Source organism: Tenacibaculum sp. UWU-22 (assembly GCF_041021355.1).
Lineage (GTDB): Bacteria > Bacteroidota > Bacteroidia > Flavobacteriales > Flavobacteriaceae > Polaribacter.
On the sequence record NZ_JBFNGP010000001.1, the window covers coordinates 511,298 to 527,432 of the forward strand.

Annotated in this window: 16 protein-coding genes; 12 read left to right on the forward strand and 4 right to left on the reverse strand. The window is 32.0% G+C overall.

Annotation, left to right across the window (positions count from 1 at the left end):
* The first annotated feature begins 146 nt into the window (after nt 1-146).
* From trxA to AB2B44_RS02325, 3 genes are read left to right on the forward strand one after another with little or no spacing between them, the layout of a single operon-like run.
* The gene (trxA, locus tag AB2B44_RS02315; protein WP_369047936.1) at nt 147-506 is read left to right on the forward strand and encodes a thioredoxin; all 360 of its coding nucleotides are present in this window, start codon (nt 147-149) and stop codon (nt 504-506) included.
* 17 nt (nt 507-523) lie between these two features.
* Nucleotides 524-1,060, forward strand: a complete 537-nt coding sequence (locus AB2B44_RS02320) for a Crp/Fnr family transcriptional regulator (RefSeq protein WP_369047937.1) — start codon at nt 524-526, stop codon at nt 1,058-1,060.
* A 56-nt stretch (nt 1,061-1,116) separates the two neighbouring features.
* Nucleotides 1,117-1,656 (forward strand): DinB family protein, encoded by a 540-nt coding sequence (locus AB2B44_RS02325; RefSeq protein ID WP_369047938.1) that lies wholly within the window; start codon nt 1,117-1,119, stop codon nt 1,654-1,656.
* 27 nt (nt 1,657-1,683) lie between these two features.
* Here the strand turns inward: AB2B44_RS02325 and AB2B44_RS02330 are convergent, their stop codons facing one another.
* The gene (locus AB2B44_RS02330; RefSeq protein ID WP_369047939.1) at nt 1,684-2,895 is read right to left on the reverse strand and encodes an aminotransferase class V-fold PLP-dependent enzyme; all 1,212 of its coding nucleotides are present in this window, start codon (nt 2,893-2,895) and stop codon (nt 1,684-1,686) included.
* Between the two features lie 98 nt (nt 2,896-2,993).
* On the opposite strand from AB2B44_RS02330, the gene AB2B44_RS02335 reads away from it, so the two are divergent.
* The gene (locus tag AB2B44_RS02335) at nt 2,994-4,319 is read left to right on the forward strand and encodes a serine hydrolase domain-containing protein (protein WP_369047940.1); all 1,326 of its coding nucleotides are present in this window, start codon (nt 2,994-2,996) and stop codon (nt 4,317-4,319) included.
* A gap of 4 nt (nt 4,320-4,323) precedes the next feature.
* Here AB2B44_RS02335 and AB2B44_RS02340 read toward each other — a convergent pair whose 3' ends face one another.
* Together AB2B44_RS02340 and alaS are read right to left on the reverse strand one after the other, a co-directional pair.
* On the reverse strand, nt 4,324-5,274 hold the full coding sequence (locus AB2B44_RS02340; RefSeq protein WP_369047941.1) for a GSCFA domain-containing protein: 951 nt from the start codon (nt 5,272-5,274) through the stop codon (nt 4,324-4,326).
* Between the two features lie 20 nt (nt 5,275-5,294).
* Nucleotides 5,295-7,910, reverse strand: coding sequence for an alanine--tRNA ligase (alaS, locus tag AB2B44_RS02345; RefSeq protein ID WP_369047942.1), 2,616 nt, complete (start codon nt 7,908-7,910; stop codon nt 5,295-5,297).
* A 149-nt stretch (nt 7,911-8,059) separates the two neighbouring features.
* Between alaS and AB2B44_RS02350 the strand changes: the two genes are divergently transcribed.
* From AB2B44_RS02350 to AB2B44_RS02370, 5 genes are read left to right on the forward strand one after another with little or no spacing between them, the layout of a single operon-like run.
* Nucleotides 8,060-9,028: a M23 family metallopeptidase gene (locus tag AB2B44_RS02350; RefSeq protein ID WP_369047943.1), complete on the forward strand. Its 969-nt coding sequence runs from the start codon at nt 8,060-8,062 to the stop codon at nt 9,026-9,028.
* Nucleotides 9,029-9,054: 26 nt separating this feature from the next.
* Nucleotides 9,055-9,384 carry a MerR family transcriptional regulator gene (locus tag AB2B44_RS02355; RefSeq protein WP_369047944.1) on the forward strand — a complete coding sequence of 110 codons (330 nt, stop codon included), beginning with the start codon at nt 9,055-9,057 and terminating at the stop codon, nt 9,382-9,384.
* A 12-nt stretch (nt 9,385-9,396) separates the two neighbouring features.
* Nucleotides 9,397-10,002 carry a LemA family protein gene (locus AB2B44_RS02360; protein ID WP_369047945.1) on the forward strand — a complete coding sequence of 202 codons (606 nt, stop codon included), beginning with the start codon at nt 9,397-9,399 and terminating at the stop codon, nt 10,000-10,002.
* Complete coding sequence (locus tag AB2B44_RS02365) at nt 10,003-10,440, forward strand: TPM domain-containing protein (protein ID WP_369047946.1); 438 nt, start codon at nt 10,003-10,005, stop codon at nt 10,438-10,440. It abuts the gene before it with no gap.
* 31 nt (nt 10,441-10,471) lie between these two features.
* Entirely contained in the window at nt 10,472-11,314 is an 843-nt protein-coding gene (locus tag AB2B44_RS02370) for a YgcG family protein (protein ID WP_369047947.1), read from the forward strand.
* 122 nt (nt 11,315-11,436) lie between these two features.
* On the opposite strand, the gene AB2B44_RS02375 is transcribed toward AB2B44_RS02370, so the two are convergent.
* Nucleotides 11,437-12,657 carry a DUF5103 domain-containing protein gene (locus tag AB2B44_RS02375; RefSeq protein WP_369047948.1) on the reverse strand — a complete coding sequence of 407 codons (1,221 nt, stop codon included), beginning with the start codon at nt 12,655-12,657 and terminating at the stop codon, nt 11,437-11,439.
* A gap of 160 nt (nt 12,658-12,817) precedes the next feature.
* On the opposite strand from AB2B44_RS02375, the gene AB2B44_RS02380 reads away from it, so the two are divergent.
* From AB2B44_RS02380 to AB2B44_RS02390, 3 genes are read left to right on the forward strand one after another with little or no spacing between them, the layout of a single operon-like run.
* Entirely contained in the window at nt 12,818-14,170 is a 1,353-nt protein-coding gene (locus AB2B44_RS02380; RefSeq protein ID WP_369047949.1) for a Na(+)-translocating NADH-quinone reductase subunit A, read from the forward strand.
* 4 nt (nt 14,171-14,174) lie between these two features.
* The gene (locus tag AB2B44_RS02385) at nt 14,175-15,383 is read left to right on the forward strand and encodes an NADH:ubiquinone reductase (Na(+)-transporting) subunit B (RefSeq protein WP_369047950.1); all 1,209 of its coding nucleotides are present in this window, start codon (nt 14,175-14,177) and stop codon (nt 15,381-15,383) included.
* 2 nt (nt 15,384-15,385) lie between these two features.
* Nucleotides 15,386-16,135 (forward strand): Na(+)-translocating NADH-quinone reductase subunit C, encoded by a 750-nt coding sequence (locus AB2B44_RS02390; protein ID WP_369047951.1) that lies wholly within the window; start codon nt 15,386-15,388, stop codon nt 16,133-16,135.

Below are 16,135 nucleotides of genomic sequence, written 5' to 3' on the forward strand. Positions count from 1 at the left end.
TTAGTAAGCTTTCAAAGTTAGAAGAAAAAAAAACGCTCACACTAATTTAGTAAGTGTTTTTAACAACATTTAACGTTTATTTAGGTTTTTAAAACTACCCTTTATGATTAAAAAACTCGTAATTTTACAGGTATAAATAATTATCGATGGTACAAAATTTAACAAAAGCAACCTTTTTAGAAAAAGTATTTAACTACGAAAAAAATAAAGAATGGACATTTGAAGGAACCAAGCCTGCTATAATTGATTTTTATGCCGATTGGTGCGCTCCATGTAAAATGTTAGCTCCTATATTAGCACAATTAAGCGAAGAGTACGGTGATAAGATTGCTATTTATAAAATTAATACCGAAGTTGAAACCGAATTAGCGGCTGCTTTTGACATAAGAAGTATTCCTTCTATGTTATTTTGCCCTGTAAATGAAGACCCTCAAATGGCAAATGGAGCACTACCTAAAGCCCAGTTAGAACAAATAATAAAAGATGTTTTAAACGTTGAAAAATAGTTTAGGTATAAACATGTATGAACATTGTTGACGAATTATACCAACAACTTGAAAAACAAAATCTTTGGGATAACAATATTCTATTAAAAAGAAACGAATATTTAAAAGATGCAGGAACCATTGAAACCAATCTTTTCTACATCATCTCTGGAAGTTTAAAAATCTCAATTATTGACGATTGCGAAGAACATATTATTCGTTTTGGATACAAAAATAATTTTATTACATCCTTGGATAGTTTTATTACTGAAAAACCCTCTGATTTTTATATTCAAGCCCTTAAAAAAACTGAACTTAAAGTTATTTCAAAACAAAAATACCTTTATTTTATAAATCAAAACAACAAGTATAAAAAACTTTGGGAAACTACCTTACAACAACTTATTTTACAGCAAATTGAACGAGAAAAAGACATTTTAATCACTTCACCAAAAAAACGATACAATCGAGTTTTACAGAGAAGTCCTCAATTATTTCAAGAAATTCCAAATAAACATATTGCTTCTTATCTAAGAATGTCACCCGAAACACTTTCCAGGCTAAAAAAATCTTGACTTCAATCAATATTTTCAATTTCTAAAATACTGACATTTGCAGATAAATAAAATTTATGGAAGCACAAAATTTAATCAACGAACTACTTGATTTGACGCTTAAAAATCTAAAGAAAGTTGAAGCTCTCAAAGAGCTCTCAATTAAAAAATTAAACCAAAGACAACATGCTAAAAGTTGGAGTGCTTTAGAGTGTATTGAACATTTGAACAGGTATGGAGACTTTTATATTCCAGAAATCAAAAAAGGCATTGAAAAATCTAACTATAAGAAATCTAACGTTTTTATAAGTAATTTTTTAGGCAGCTATTTTGCTAAAAGCATGCTCCCTAAAGAAAAGTTAAATAAAATGAAAACTTTTAAAACTATGAACCCAATAAACAGCTTCTTAGACAAAACTGTTTTGGACAAATTTATACATCAACAAGAAGAAATTTTAGAACTCCTCGAAAAATCAACAAATACTGACTTAACAAATATAAAAACTCCAATTTCTATAACAAAATGGATAAAATTGAAATTAGGCGATACTTTTAGAGTTTTAGTGTATCATAATGTAAGACACATTATTCAAGCTGAAAACACTTTAAAATCTTAAAACTCTAAAGCTATCAATATTAAAAAGCTATAACAACATTGCCTTTGCTCTATGAATAGCTTTAACTAGTTGATCTATTTCTTGTTGGGTATTATAAAAAGCAAAAGAAGCACGTACCGTTCCTGGAATCGAATAAAAATCCATTATAGGCTGCGCACAATGGTGGCCTGTTCGTACGGCAATACCTAATTTATCAAGAATAACCCCCATATCATAAGGATGAATATTTTCAATATTAAACGATATTACCGCTGTTTTTTTAGCGGTTCCATAAATTTTTAACCCTTCTATTTCTTGTAACTTATCAGTTGCGTAATTCAACAATTCTGTTTCTTGCTTAGCAATAGCTTCAAAACCAATTTCATTTAAATAATCTATAGCTGTACCAAAAACAATACCTCCACAAATATTTGGAGTCCCCGCTTCAAACTTATGAGGCAATCCTGCATAAGTTGTTTTTTCAAAGGTTACCATTTCTATCATTTCACCTCCTCCTTGATACGGTGGCAGTTTTTTTAAAAGAGATTCTTTTCCGTAGAGCATTCCTACCCCAGTTGGCCCACACATTTTATGAGCTGAGGTTACATAAAAATCAACATCAATATCTTGTACATCTACTTTTATATGCGGACTAGCTTGAGCGCCATCTATCAATACGTAAGCTCCAAATTTATGCGCTGCATGAATAATTTCTTGAATATCATTTATAGTTCCTAAAGCATTCGAAACATGATTGCAAAATACTAACTTGGTTTTAACATTTAATAATTCGTGGTATATATCCATTCGTAACGAGCCATCGTTATCCATTGGTATTACCTTTAAAATAGCCCCTGTTTTATCGCACAACATTTGCCAAGGCACAATGTTAGAATGATGTTCTAAAGCAGATATAATTAATTCGTCTCCTTTTTTTAAAAGAGCCGAGAAACCTGATGCAACTAAATTGATACCGTGCGTTGTACCCGAAGTAAAAATTATTTCATGAGCATACTTTGCATTAAAATGCTTCTGTATAATACTACGTGATTCCTCATATTTATCAGTTGCTTCTTGACTTAACGTATGTACCCCTCGATGAATATTAGCATTATAATTAGTGTAATAATCAACAATTGCATCAATAACAACCTGTGGTGTTTGCGATGTTGCCGCATTATCAAAGTACACCAAAGGGTTACCGTTTACTTTTCTTTTTAAAATAGGAAAATCGTCTCGAATTTTATCAACTGAAAACATAAATCTTTACTTTTTTACATCGAGCAAAAATACATCTTGTATTTTACATGCTTTGTTTTTTTAATAAATTAATTTATTATTTTTACAGAAAACGACTTATGACGAGCGTAAAAAAAACATTGCTAGTTATCGCTATATTAATTATCGCAACAATATTTTACAACTACCCTAAATTTAATATTATTGCAGGGTACACCGCTAAATACGCTAGCTCTTCGGTTTTTTTAGCAAATAGAAGTTTATCTTTTACCCAAGCTACCGATTTAAATTTTTTACCTATAAAGTTTGCATCTGAACAAGTTAATCTTAAAGACAAATCGGTTATTTCTAGCGTCTTTGGCTTACTTAACCGAAAGGCAATATATAGAAAAGGATTAGGTAGTGTATTAACTATTAATAGCGTAAAAACTTTAAAAAAAACACCAACGCCAAAACGTTTACCTGCCGACAACAAAAGCCCTTACCCATACGGAAATGCAGACCAAAAAGATTCTATTTTTACCAATATTAATTATAAAAAACTAAACCAAACAATTACTAGTGTTTTTAACGATTCTTCTAAAACCAGAGCTGTTTTAGTAATTTATAAAGACCATATTATAGCTGAAAAATACGACAAAGGATTCACTAAAAACTCCGTAATATTAGGCTGGTCAATGACAAAAAGCATTGTAGGCTCTTTATTTGGTATTATGCAATTTCAAGGAAAATTAAACGTAAATGAAAAGCCTAATTTTGCAGCTTGGAAAAACGACAACCGTAAAAACATAACTCTCAACAACTTACTTCAAATGAATAGTGGCTTAGCGTGGAATGAAGATTATGAGTCTATTTCAGACGCTACTAAAATGCTGTTTTTAGAAAAAGATATGACTGCCTCACAACTTAATAAACCTTTAGTGGGCAAACCAAACCAAACGTGGAATTACTCTTCAGGATGCACAAATTTACTTTCTGGTATTTTACGAAACAAACTGGGTAGCTATCAAAACTACTTAGATTTTTGGTATGCCGAATTAATTGACAAAATTGGAATGAATTCAATGGTTGTTGAAACCGATTTAAGCGGTAATTATGTGGGCTCTTCTTATGCTTGGGCAACCCCAAGAGATTGGGCTAAATTGGGATTATTATACCTGAAAAAAGGAAATTGGAATGGGCAACAAATTTTCGATCAAAACTGGGTAACATACGCTACTACACCCACACCTACTTCTAACGGCTGGTATGGAGCACAAATATGGTTAAATGCAGGCAAACGTTATCCGAATGTACCAAAAACAATGTTTTCATTTAACGGCTATCAGGGGCAAAACGTATTTATTTTACCTGAGCAAAATTTAGTTGTGGTTCGAATGGCACTTTCTAAAAAAATCGATACAGATACTTTTTTAAGCCAAATTGTAGCGTTGATAAAAAAATAACTTTTTATTCAAATTTCATAAACGGAAATTTTTTTTGAAGCTCAGTTTTTTGCTGTTCTAGTTTTTTAACAAACAACATATGCTGTTCTGTATTTGGATTAAAAGGTCGATGTGCTAATCCTTTTTGTAAACTTGCTATTTCTTGCATAGTTTGATTTGTTTCATCTGCCACCCAAGCTATTAAAAATTTATCCCATATATAATCAATAGCCGTTGAGTTAGGATGTAACATATCTTGAGTGTAAAAACGATAATTACGCAATTCGTCCATCATAATTTCATAGGCAGGAAAATAACACACCTCTTTTTGATTTACCACCTGATGAATGGCTGTAATTAAATGTGCTTTACTTTGTTGATTCGCAATAAAACCATCTTTTAAATGACGTACAGGTGAAACCGTAAACAACACCGTTATATCTTTGTTTACCGATTTAACAAGAGTAATCATATTTTTTAAACTCTTTAAAATTTCATCTACGCTTAAAATTTCTTTCGTAAAATGCTTCTGTGGTAATTTGTGACAATTGGCTACGGTATTATCTGAAGCTACTTCTTTATACACCCACGAAGTTCCTAAGGTTATCACCAAATGAGAGGCATTCGTTACTTGTTTGTTGGTAAGTTCAAGTGCATTATTTAAAGTAGAGAGTAGTTGGTTTTTATCTGTAGCACTTAAACTAGAATGTGCGTCAAAACAATTCCACCGTTCATTGTGAAAAAAAATATCTTCTTGTGTATAAACCTTTTTATTAAGTGCATTTACAATTAATTTTTCAATAGCTTTTACGTGAAATAAAATTCCGAACGGATTTTCAATGGTTCGAAATTTATAATAAGCCAACTTATTACCAATATTGGTTGAAAAACAAGAACCTAACAACAATAATTTAGCATTATAATTTATTAGGTTACACGACTGTTTTTTTATAGGTATATTGGTTTGTAATTGCATAACAGCATAATTCTGTTTTTTTAAACAACATAGGTTTTCGCTTGCTCTAATGCTTTTGATATACCTTCAGGATTTTTACCTCCTGCAGTTGCAAAGAAATTTTGTCCACCTCCGCCACCATGAATATAAGTGCCTAATTCACGAACTACTTTACCCGCATTATATCCTTTTTCGTTTGCTGTATTTTTTGATATATAACACGTTAATATTGCTTTTTCAGGAGCTGGACTTGCAGCTACTACAGCAAACAAATTATCCATTTCTGAACCCAATTCAAACAATATATTTTTAATACTATTTTGATCTAAATCAACCTTCGTAGCTAAAAATTGAACACCATTTATTTCTTCGAGCTGAGCTTTTAATTCTTGCTTTACATTTTTTGCTTTATCTTTCAACAACCCTTCTATTTGCTTTTTTAAAGCAGCATTTTCATCTTGCAAATTTTGCAAAGCTTTTATAGGCTCTTTCGTGTTGTTTAATAGGCTTTTAATTTTCAACATTGCCGTATTATTTTCGGTATAAAAATCTTTTACCGCATCGTTAGTAATTGCCTCTATTCTTCTAATTCCTGCAGCAATAGCGCTTTCAGATATAATTTTAAAATACCAAATATCGCCTGTGTTTTGCACATGAGTACCTCCACACAACTCCATAGATTGCCCAAAACGAATTGTTCTAACCGAATCACCATATTTTTCACCAAACAAAGCTATTGCCCCTTCGTTTATTGCCTGTTGCATAGGTATGTTTCTTTGCTCTTGTAAAGGCAACTTACCAGCAATACGAGCATTTACAAAGTTTTCTACGTCGCGCAACTCTTCTTCTTTCATTTTTGAAAAGTGAGAAAAATCGAAACGTAAATATTTAGAGTGCACTGCAGAACCTTTTTGCTCTATATGACTACCTAAAATTTCTCGTAAAGCCTGATGTAATAAATGGGTTGCTGTATGGTTACAAGCCGTTCTATATCGCTGTTTTTTATCTACTACCACTTTAAAGGTTTCGTTTAACTCTTTAGGTAGATTTTTTGCAAAATGAATGATAACATTATTTATTTTTTTGGTATCTATGATATAAATTACATCTCCATTAGGTGCTTCTAAATACCCTTTATCACCGACTTGCCCTCCTCCTTCAGCATAAAAAGGAGTCATGTTAAAAACCAACTGATAAAGCGTTCCTTCTTTTTTAGACGTTACTTTTCGGTATCTGGTTAATTTTACATTAGCCTCTAAAATATCATAGCCTACAAATTCTTCATGTGCATCATGTTTTAAAACAATCCAATCATCTGTAATTGTTTCGCTTGCTGCCCGAGAACGATTTTTTTGCTTTTCGAGTTCGGTTTGAAATCCTTTTTCATCTAAAGTTAATCCTCTTTCTGATAAAATAAGAGCAGTTAAATCTATTGGAAAGCCATAAGTGTCATATAATTCAAAAGCCTTATCGCCTGACACTTCTTTATTTTTAGTTTCACTAATAATTCTATCTAACAACACTAACCCTTGATCTAAGGTTCTTAAAAAAGAAGCTTCTTCTTCTTTAACTACATTTTCAATTAATTGCTTTTGAGCTTTTATTTCAGGAAAAGCAGCACTCATTTTTTTACTTAAAACATCAACTAAGCGATAAATAAATGGTTCTTTTTTATTTAAAAAAGTAAACCCGTACCGAATAGCTCTTCGTAAAATTCTTCTAATTACATAACCCGCTCCGTTATTACTAGGTAACTGCCCATCTGCAATTGAAAAAGCTACCGCTCGGATATGGTCTGAAATAACTCGTATAGCTATATCTGTTTTTTTATCACTACCATACGTTGTGTCGGTTATGGTTTCTATTTCTCGAATAAGTGGTGTAAAAACATCGGTATCGTAATTTGAGGTTACATTTTGCAACACCATACACAACCTTTCAAAACCCATTCCTGTATCAATGTGTTTTGCAGGTAAATCTTCTAAAGAACCATTTGCTTTTCGATTGTATTGCATAAACACCAAATTCCAAATTTCAACTACTTGTGGATGGTCTTTATTTATTAATGTTTTCCCGTCAATTTTAGCTTTTTCTTTTTCTGAACGAATATCAACATGTATTTCTGAGCACGGACCACAAGGTCCTTGCTCACCCATTTCCCAAAAATTATCTTTTTTATTCCCCATCAAAATACGATTTTCAGGAATAATTTGTTTCCAAATATCGTAGGCTTCTTGATCCATTGCTGTTCCGTCTTCTTTACTCCCTTCAAAAACAGTAACGTATAAAATATCTTTATCTATTTTATACACTTTGGTTAACAGCTCCCATGCCCAAGTAATTGCCTCTTTTTTAAAATAATCTCCAAACGACCAATTTCCAAGCATTTCAAACATGGTGTGATGATAGGTATCATAACCAACCTCTTCTAAATCGTTATGTTTACCCGAAACACGTAAACATTTTTGAGTATCGGCAATTCTAGTACTTTTAGGTGTTGAGTTTCCTAAAAAAAACTCTTTAAAAGGCGCCATACCCGAATTTGTAAACATCAAGGTTGGATCATTTTTTAACACCATCGGGGCCGAAGGAACAATATGATGATGTTTCGATTTAAAAAAGTCTAAAAATTTGGCTCTTATTTGTTGAGATTCCATACAGTTTAAGGTAGAAAAATTGTTAAAAATTTTTTAAAAAATTACTTAAAAAAAGCAGTTCCAAAACATTTTGTAAATTTGTGAGTTTTGTAAAATGATTTTTTTATAAAAAATAATCTAAAGAGCACAAAAATACTACATTTAGTTATATGGCAAAAGTAAAATATTATTATGATGCAGATACGCTGTCGTACAGAAAAATAAAGACAAAGAAGAGTGATGCCTATAAAAAAAGCCTATTTGGGTTTTTAGCGATATTGCTAATTGCTTTTTTTGGATTTATTGGTTTTAGTCAGTTTTTAACCTCTCCTAAAGAAAGAGCTCAAAAAAGAGAACTAGAAAATTTAAAACTACACTACGAACTCTTAAATAAACGTATGCAAGAAAGCTCAAAAGTTCTTGCCGATTTACAAGCTCGAGACAACAATATTTACCGCGCCTATTTTGAGGTAAACCCCATACCTGACGAACAAAGAAAAGCAGGTTTTGGCGGAATAAATCGCTATAAATATTTAGACGGTTTTAACAATAGTGAAATGATTAAAAACACAACTAAAGAGTTAGATATCTTATCGAAACAATTGGTAGTACAATCTAAATCGTTAGACGAAATTGTAAACTTAGGCAAAGAAAAAGAAGAAATGTTAGCTTCAATACCAGCTATTCAACCCGTAAAAAAAGAAGACCTAACTCGTATGGCATCAGGTTTTGGCATGCGTATGCACCCCATTTTAAAAATAATGAAATTTCATAAAGGAATGGATTTTACCGCGCCTGTTGGTACGCCAATTTACGCATCAGGTAACGGAACGGTAATTAGAGCAGAACGTAGCGCAACATTTGGAAATGTTGTATATATTGACCATGGTTATGGCTATGAAACTATTTACGGGCACATGAGTAAAATAATAACAAAAAAAGGACAAAGGGTAAAAAGAGGTGATTTAATTGGTCTTGTAGGTAATACTGGGCGATCTGTTGGAGCACATTTACATTACGAAGTACACAAAAATGGTAAAGCCCTAAACCCCATTTATTATTATTATGGAGATTTAAGTCCTGAAGAGTTTATAGCTATGCAAAAAGCCTCGCAAGAAGAAGGACAATCTTACGATTAATTTTTAGGATAACCGAAAAAGAAAGTATGCATATCGAATTGCCCGAAAAAAGGTACTATAAAATAGGAGAAGTTGCGAAGGCTTTTAATGTAAACCCCTCACTTATTCGTTTTTGGGAAAAAGAATTTGAAATTATAAAACCCAAAAAAAACGCAAAAGGAAATCGACTATTCACTACCGATGACATTGAAAATTTTAAAATAATTTATACCCTTGTTAAAGAAAGAGGCTTTACCCTTGACGGGGCAAAACAAAAATTAAAGAAAAATTTTGATGGCATAATTACTAATCACGAAATTATTAGTAAATTGGAAGCTGTAAAAGCTGAATTAATAAAAATTAAAAATCAATTATAAAAATCAAAAATTATGAAAAAATGGTTAATCCCTTTAATTATTATTGTTGCTATAGTTTTTGGAATATACAACTGGGCAGTTGGTTTTAATAACACTGCGGTTGAATATCAAGAAAACGCAAAAACAGCATGGTCTAATGTAGAAAGTTCATACCAACGTAGAAACGACCTTATTGGTAATTTAGTAAAAACCGTACAAGGCGCCGCTGATTTTGAAAAAAGCACGTTAAAAGAAGTTATTGAGGCACGTGCTAAAGCAACATCGGTAAACATTAATGCTGGTGATTTAACACCTGAAAAAATGGCTCAATTTCAACAAGCACAAACAGGGTTAAGCGGAGCCTTATCTAAATTATTAGTTTCTGTTGAACGCTACCCTGATATTAAAGCAAATAAAAACTTTTTAGAATTACAAAGCCAATTAGAGGGTACCGAAAATAGAATTAACGTAGCACGTGATCGTTTTAATAGCGAGGTAAACATCTATAACAAACACATTAAAAAGTTTCCAAACTCTGTTTTAGCAGGCATCTTTAATTTTAGCGATATGGCACGCTACAAAGCTGATCCAGGAGCAGAAAAAGCACCCAATGTAAACTTTGACTTTAATAAAAAATAAATGTCAACAGTAGAAAATTTTCTTTCTGCAAAACAAGAACAAGAAATCGTTGAAGCTATTCGACAAGCAGAACAAAACACTTCTGGCGAGATACGAGTACACATTGAAAAATCAAGTTCAATTTCTCATTATAATCGCGCCATAGAAGTGTTTTACATGCTTAAAATGGATAACACCAAGCAACAAAATGCCGTATTAATATACGTTGCTGTAGATGATTGTAAATTTGTAATCTACGGCGATAAAGGAATTAATACTATTGTGCCTGATAATTTTTGGGACACCACTAAAAACATAATACAAGACCACTTTAAAAAACAAGATTTTAAAGATGGTATTGTTGCAGGCGTATTAAAAATTGGTGAACAATTAAAATCTTATTTTCCTTGGAGTAGTAATGATCAAAATGAGCTACCTAACGAAATTTCTAAAGGATAAAATAACCTTTTATATAAAGGAATTTTTATAAATGACAAATACAGTTCAACATAAAAAAACATTAACCCCCACCATACTAAACCTAAAAAAAATTCTTTTTTTTGCTGGACTATTACTTGTGCAAAACATATTTTCGCAAGGCTTTAAAATACCCCCAAAACCAAATATTGAAACCAGTATATACGATTATATCGGTTTACTTTCGGGTACAGAAAAATCAACTTTAGAAAACAAACTAATTCGTTATTCTGATAGTACTTCAACACAAATAGTAATAGCTATTATCCCATCTACTAAAGGCGAATATATTAATTATTTAGCTGCCAATTGGGCGCAAAAATGGGGTATTGGTCAAAAAAACAAAGACAATGGTATTTTTATTTTATTAGCAAAAGACGATAGAAAAATAACCATTTCTACAGGTTACGGAACCGAACATTTATTAACCGATTTTGTTTCACGAAAAATTATTGAAAACGATATTTTACCTTATTTTAAAACAGGTAACTTTTACGAAGGCTTAGATAGCGGGGTAAATGCCATTTTTAAAGTAATGAATGGCGAATACAAAGCAACGCAAAAAGAAAGTTCTGACGGAGAAAACATTGGCTTTATTATCTTTATTATTATTTTAATTGTTTTCTTTATCTTATTAAGTAGAGGAAACAGAGGTAATCGAGGCGGTGGCGGAAATTATCGTCAAAATACAGCAAGAGATATTTTAGACACCATTATATTAAGTAATGCTGGCAGAGGTGGCTTTGGTGGTGGTGGAATTTTTGGCGGCGGCTCTTCAGGCGGTTTTGGTGGTGGATTTGGCGGCGGCTTCGGTGGTGGTGGCTTCGGTGGTGGCGGTGCCACTGGAGGATGGTAAAAAACACCCCCTTACCATAATTCCTGATAAAATACACGACCAAAAGAAAAGCAACTATTTCTTTTAATTTATCCGTAAGCAATTACTTAGTTATCTTACACCTCAACCACCAAGCAAGCAAGTTATTTATCTTGATTAAAAAAGCCTTCCCCTACACCTATTACTCTTTCATATAATCCGCCAAAAGGCTTGTAATAAACCAGTACGGTATATTTATTTTCTGTTTGGTAAAAAGACCCATCAATTTCTGTTAGGTCAATTATTCCATTTTCATCAACCGTAACATAACTATAATTATAAAAACCCTGTTTTAATAAAAAATGAGTTTCATATATTCCTTTTTCTACATTATAACTCATTTTATTTTCGTTGGTTAATTCAAAATTATTAAACGCGCCATACACATATACCGTTTTGTTTTTAAAAGGTTTAGAAGCTGCTAAAGAAAAATGAATCATTGCATAATCACTTTCAGTATTATTATCGTTTGCATCTAAAGTTCTAACTATAAAAAACCCATTAATATCTGGATAGTATGTATAAGGCTTTAAACTTCGAGACTCATCTGTATATAAATAATTATGGTATACATCTTTACGTCGCGTATGAGAAATATTAACACTCGTGTTACGAATATATTTATTATCAAAATTTAAATATTCATTTCCGCCCCAAAAATTGGTTTCTCTAGTATACTTATAAAGTAATTGATGTGAACTATAGTATTGTGGTTTAATACCTTTTATTTGAGTATCCCAATTGTAATTTTGAAGTAAGGTAACATATATTTCTTGCGAAGGATTATTAATTCGCAAATTGGGATAATTGATTAAAAATTGAACCATCTGTTGTTGATCTATGGTTACTAAATCTCTACTTCGATACACCGAAACCCCAACATCAACAGCTTTTTCGTAAAACACACAGCGTCTAGTAAACACCACCTCGTCATCTTGAGTTAAAACAGAAATTAAATAATTACCACTTTTTGTTATTACTGTGTTTTTATTAGGTATTTCTACCGAATAATGCGTATAACTTTGTAAGGTATTAAACGAATTAGAAATATTATTAATAACATTTTGGTTAAATCCGCGAACGTATTGACTGGTGATTAAATTACTTGGTTTCCAATCGTGAGTCATATGCTCAATTTTATACTGATACTCTTTACTATCGCCATCTAAATCATCAAACGACAACTTTAAAACACTCCCTAGCGGAACAATCGCCGAAAACTCACCACTGTTTAAAGGGCGCAATTGAATTGTTTTTATCTGCTGCGCATTTAATAACAGCGAACATAAAAACATATTTATAAATAAAAATAACTTTAGCTTCATATTACAAAAGTATCAAAATACAAGCCAAAGACAAACTTATTATTTAAAACGAATATAAATAAGAGTTTTAAGAAATATATGGAAGAAAATATTTTAATAAACCTATTCAAAAAGCGTAAATTTGTGCGTTTTTTTAAGATAATTAAAAGTCATACCTACTATGTCAAAAGACATCCGTATTAAAAAAGGCTTAGATATTAAGCTGGTTGGCGAAGCAGTACAAACAACTACTGAACTTTCTATAGGTAGTACATATGCAATTAAGCCAAATGATTTTCACGGAGTTGTTCCTAAAATTTTAGCAAAAGAAGGTACAGAAGTAAAAGCTGGTGACGCACTTTTTTATGATAAAAGTGATGATCGCATTTTATTTCCAAGCCCAATTAGCGGAAAAGTTACAGAAATAACTCGTGGAGAAAGAAGAAAAGTGTTAGAAATAAAAATTTCTTCTAACAACAAACAAGAATATAGCGATTTCGGCAAAAAAGATGCTAATGAAATGACTGCCGAAGAAATAAAAAGCTACTTATTAGCTTCAGGGTGTTGGCCGTTTATTAAACAACGTCCATACGATGTTATTGCAAATCCTGACAAAGCACCAAAAGCAATTTTTATTTCTGCCTATGCAACTACGCCATTAGCACCTGATTACGATTACATTTTAAAAGGTAAAGAAGCAGAGATACAAACTGCTATTGATGCTCTAAGTAAATTAACCAAAGGTAAAATACATGTTTCAGTAGAAAAATACGGAAAACAATCTCCGTTTTTAAATGTAAACAATATCGAATTACACGGTTTATTAGGGCCTCACCCAGTAGGAAATGTAAGCACTCAAATAGCTCAAGTTGACCCTATAAATAAAGGTGAAGTAGTTTGGATAGTAAATCCACAAGATTTGGTTATTATTGGCGAGTTATTTTTAACTGGTAAGTTTAATGCTAAAAAAACCATTGCTTTAACAGGTTCTGAATTTAAAAAACCCCACTACATTACTGTTTATTCTGGAGCTGCTATTAAAGAGATAACCAAAGAAAATTTAATAACCGATAACACTAGAATTATTAGTGGTAATGTACTTAGCGGTACACAGGTTTTCGAAGACGGCTTTTTAGGATATTACGATAATCAAATTACTGCAATTCCAGAAGGAAATGACTACGAATTTTTTGGATGGAACAAACCCGTTTTTGACAAAATATCGACTTCTAGAGCATTGACGTTTTCGTGGTTACACCCCGATAAAAAATACAATTTAGACACCAATACTAATGGAGAACAGAGAGCCTTTGTAGTAACTGGTGCCTACGAAGAAGTTTTTCCATTAGACATCTACCCAATGCAACTTTTAAAATCTTGTTTATATCAAGATTTAGAAGAAATGGAAGCTTTAGGCGCATATGAAATAGCTCCTGAAGATTTTGCATTAACAGAATTTATTTGTGTATCTAAACAACCGCATCAACAAATTATTCGAGCGGGGTTAGATTTAATGAAAAATGAATTAGAATAATATTATGGGTTTAAAACAAAATTTACATAATTTAAAAGAAAAGTATAAAGGAACAAAAATGGAACCTGCATTTAATGCAATCCATACCTTTTTATACATGCCAAATGAAACCACACATAATGGCACACACATTAAGGCGGCTGACGATTTAAAACGAACCATGAACATTGTTATTATGGCATTGTTACCCTGTTTAGTTTTTGGTATGTTTAATGCTGGGTTTCAACATAATGTAGCCGTAAATCACAACTTTACTTCGGATATGTCATTTTTTAGTGGTGAGTTTTGGAATTTAGACAACTTTATTATTGGGGCTAAAAAAATAATTCCGTTAGTCATTGTTTCTTATGCGATTGGTTTAGCGGTAGAATTTATTTTTGCCGTAATTAAAAAACACGAAGTAGAAGAAGGGTATTTAGTAACGGGTATGTTAGTTCCATTAATTGTACCTGTAGACATTCCTCTTTGGATGTTAGCTGTTGCTGTTATTTTTGGAGTAGTTATTGGAAAAGAAGTTTTTGGTGGTACAGGAATGAACATCTTAAATCCTGCTTTAACCATTCGTGCCTTTTTATTCTTTGCCTACCCAACATGGATGTCTGGTGACAAAGTTTGGGTTACTGGAGCTAAAGAATTAGCTGGGTCGGCAGATGCCATTTCTGGCGAAACAATCTTAGGAAGTTTAGCCCAAGGACATCACCTAACCTATTCTACACAAGATATGTTTTTTGGTTTTATTCCTGGTTCTGTAGGTGAAACATCAACCTTACTTATCTTATTAGGAGCCCTCTTTTTAATTTTTACAAAAATAGGAAGTTGGCGCATTATGTTAAGTGCTGTAATTGGTGCCTTAACAATGGGGTTAATTTTTAACCAAGTTGTAGATGCCGGTATTATTACAGAAGGAAGTAAGTTTTACGGATTAATGAGCACCCCTTTTTGGCATCATTTATTAATCGGAGGTTTTGCTTTTGGTGTGGCATTTATGGCTACAGACCCTGTAACAGCATCACAAACAAATAAAGGTAAATGGTATTACGGATTTTTTGTTGGCTTTATTTCAATAATGATTCGTGTATTTAACCCAGCTTATCCAGAAGGTGTAATGTTAGCCATTTTATTAATGAATGTCTTTGCGCCAACTATTGATCATTTTGTGATACAAGCAAACATCAAAAAAAGAAAAAAACGTTTAAAAGCAAAAACGGCTTAGTCATGGGTAAAAAAACAGACAGTAATTTATATACAATACTATTTTCTATAGTAATGGTTATCGTGGTAGGAACTTTATTAGCCTACGTATCAGGATCATTAAAAGGAAAAATAGCAGAAAATAAACGAATAGAAAAGCAACAAAATATTTTGTACGCAATGGGCGTAAATGAAAACGATGAAAGCAGTGCTATTTTTATTCCTAGTAAAAAAGTTGGTGAGGTTTTTTCTAAATACATAAAAAAACAATTAGTAATCGAAGGAGACAAAATAACTGAAAATCCAGAAGCATACTTAATTGATATTAAAAAAGAACAAGAAAAAGCGAAAAGAGGCGAAACACAAAAACTTCCTGTATTTATTGGTGAAAAAGATGGCAAAACCTATTACATCGTACCTATTAGAGGTAAAGGTCTTTGGGATGCTATTTGGGGCTTTGTAGCCATGGATAAAGATATGGTAGTACAAGGTGTATATTTTGATCATAAAGGAGAAACACCTGGTTTAGGAGCAAATATTAAACAACGTTTCTTTATGGATGATTTTACGGGTGAACATGTGTTTGACGCACAAGATAATTTTGTAGGAATAACCGTAGCAAAAGGAAATAACGACCCTAAAAACAATAATAAAACAGACAATAAGGTAGATGCCATTGCTGGAGCAACAATTACTGGAAATGGTGTTACGGCTATGATTAAGCATGACTTAAAATTATATGTGCCTTATTTTAAAACATTAAAAACAAATTAA

What these genes read in the sequence shown, in the direction of transcription:
- trxA (WP_369047936.1), top strand. Translation starts at nt 147, where the DNA reads ATGGTACAAAATTTAACAAAAGCAACCTTTTTAGAAAAAGTATTTAAC.
- AB2B44_RS02320 (WP_369047937.1), top strand. Translation starts at nt 524, where the DNA reads ATGAACATTGTTGACGAATTATACCAACAACTTGAAAAACAAAATCTT.
- AB2B44_RS02325 (WP_369047938.1), top strand. Translation starts at nt 1,117, where the DNA reads ATGGAAGCACAAAATTTAATCAACGAACTACTTGATTTGACGCTTAAA.
- AB2B44_RS02330 (WP_369047939.1), bottom strand. Translation starts at nt 2,895, where the DNA reads ATGTTTTCAGTTGATAAAATTCGAGACGATTTTCCTATTTTAAAAAGA.
- AB2B44_RS02335 (WP_369047940.1), top strand. Translation starts at nt 2,994, where the DNA reads ATGACGAGCGTAAAAAAAACATTGCTAGTTATCGCTATATTAATTATC.
- AB2B44_RS02340 (WP_369047941.1), bottom strand. Translation starts at nt 5,274, where the DNA reads ATGCAATTACAAACCAATATACCTATAAAAAAACAGTCGTGTAACCTA.
- alaS (WP_369047942.1), bottom strand. Translation starts at nt 7,910, where the DNA reads ATGGAATCTCAACAAATAAGAGCCAAATTTTTAGACTTTTTTAAATCG.
- AB2B44_RS02350 (WP_369047943.1), top strand. Translation starts at nt 8,060, where the DNA reads ATGGCAAAAGTAAAATATTATTATGATGCAGATACGCTGTCGTACAGA.
- AB2B44_RS02355 (WP_369047944.1), top strand. Translation starts at nt 9,055, where the DNA reads ATGCATATCGAATTGCCCGAAAAAAGGTACTATAAAATAGGAGAAGTT.
- AB2B44_RS02360 (WP_369047945.1), top strand. Translation starts at nt 9,397, where the DNA reads ATGAAAAAATGGTTAATCCCTTTAATTATTATTGTTGCTATAGTTTTT.
- AB2B44_RS02365 (WP_369047946.1), top strand. Translation starts at nt 10,003, where the DNA reads ATGTCAACAGTAGAAAATTTTCTTTCTGCAAAACAAGAACAAGAAATC.
- AB2B44_RS02370 (WP_369047947.1), top strand. Translation starts at nt 10,472, where the DNA reads ATGACAAATACAGTTCAACATAAAAAAACATTAACCCCCACCATACTA.
- AB2B44_RS02375 (WP_369047948.1), bottom strand. Translation starts at nt 12,657, where the DNA reads ATGAAGCTAAAGTTATTTTTATTTATAAATATGTTTTTATGTTCGCTG.
- AB2B44_RS02380 (WP_369047949.1), top strand. Translation starts at nt 12,818, where the DNA reads ATGTCAAAAGACATCCGTATTAAAAAAGGCTTAGATATTAAGCTGGTT.
- AB2B44_RS02385 (WP_369047950.1), top strand. Translation starts at nt 14,175, where the DNA reads ATGGGTTTAAAACAAAATTTACATAATTTAAAAGAAAAGTATAAAGGA.
- AB2B44_RS02390 (WP_369047951.1), top strand. Translation starts at nt 15,386, where the DNA reads ATGGGTAAAAAAACAGACAGTAATTTATATACAATACTATTTTCTATA.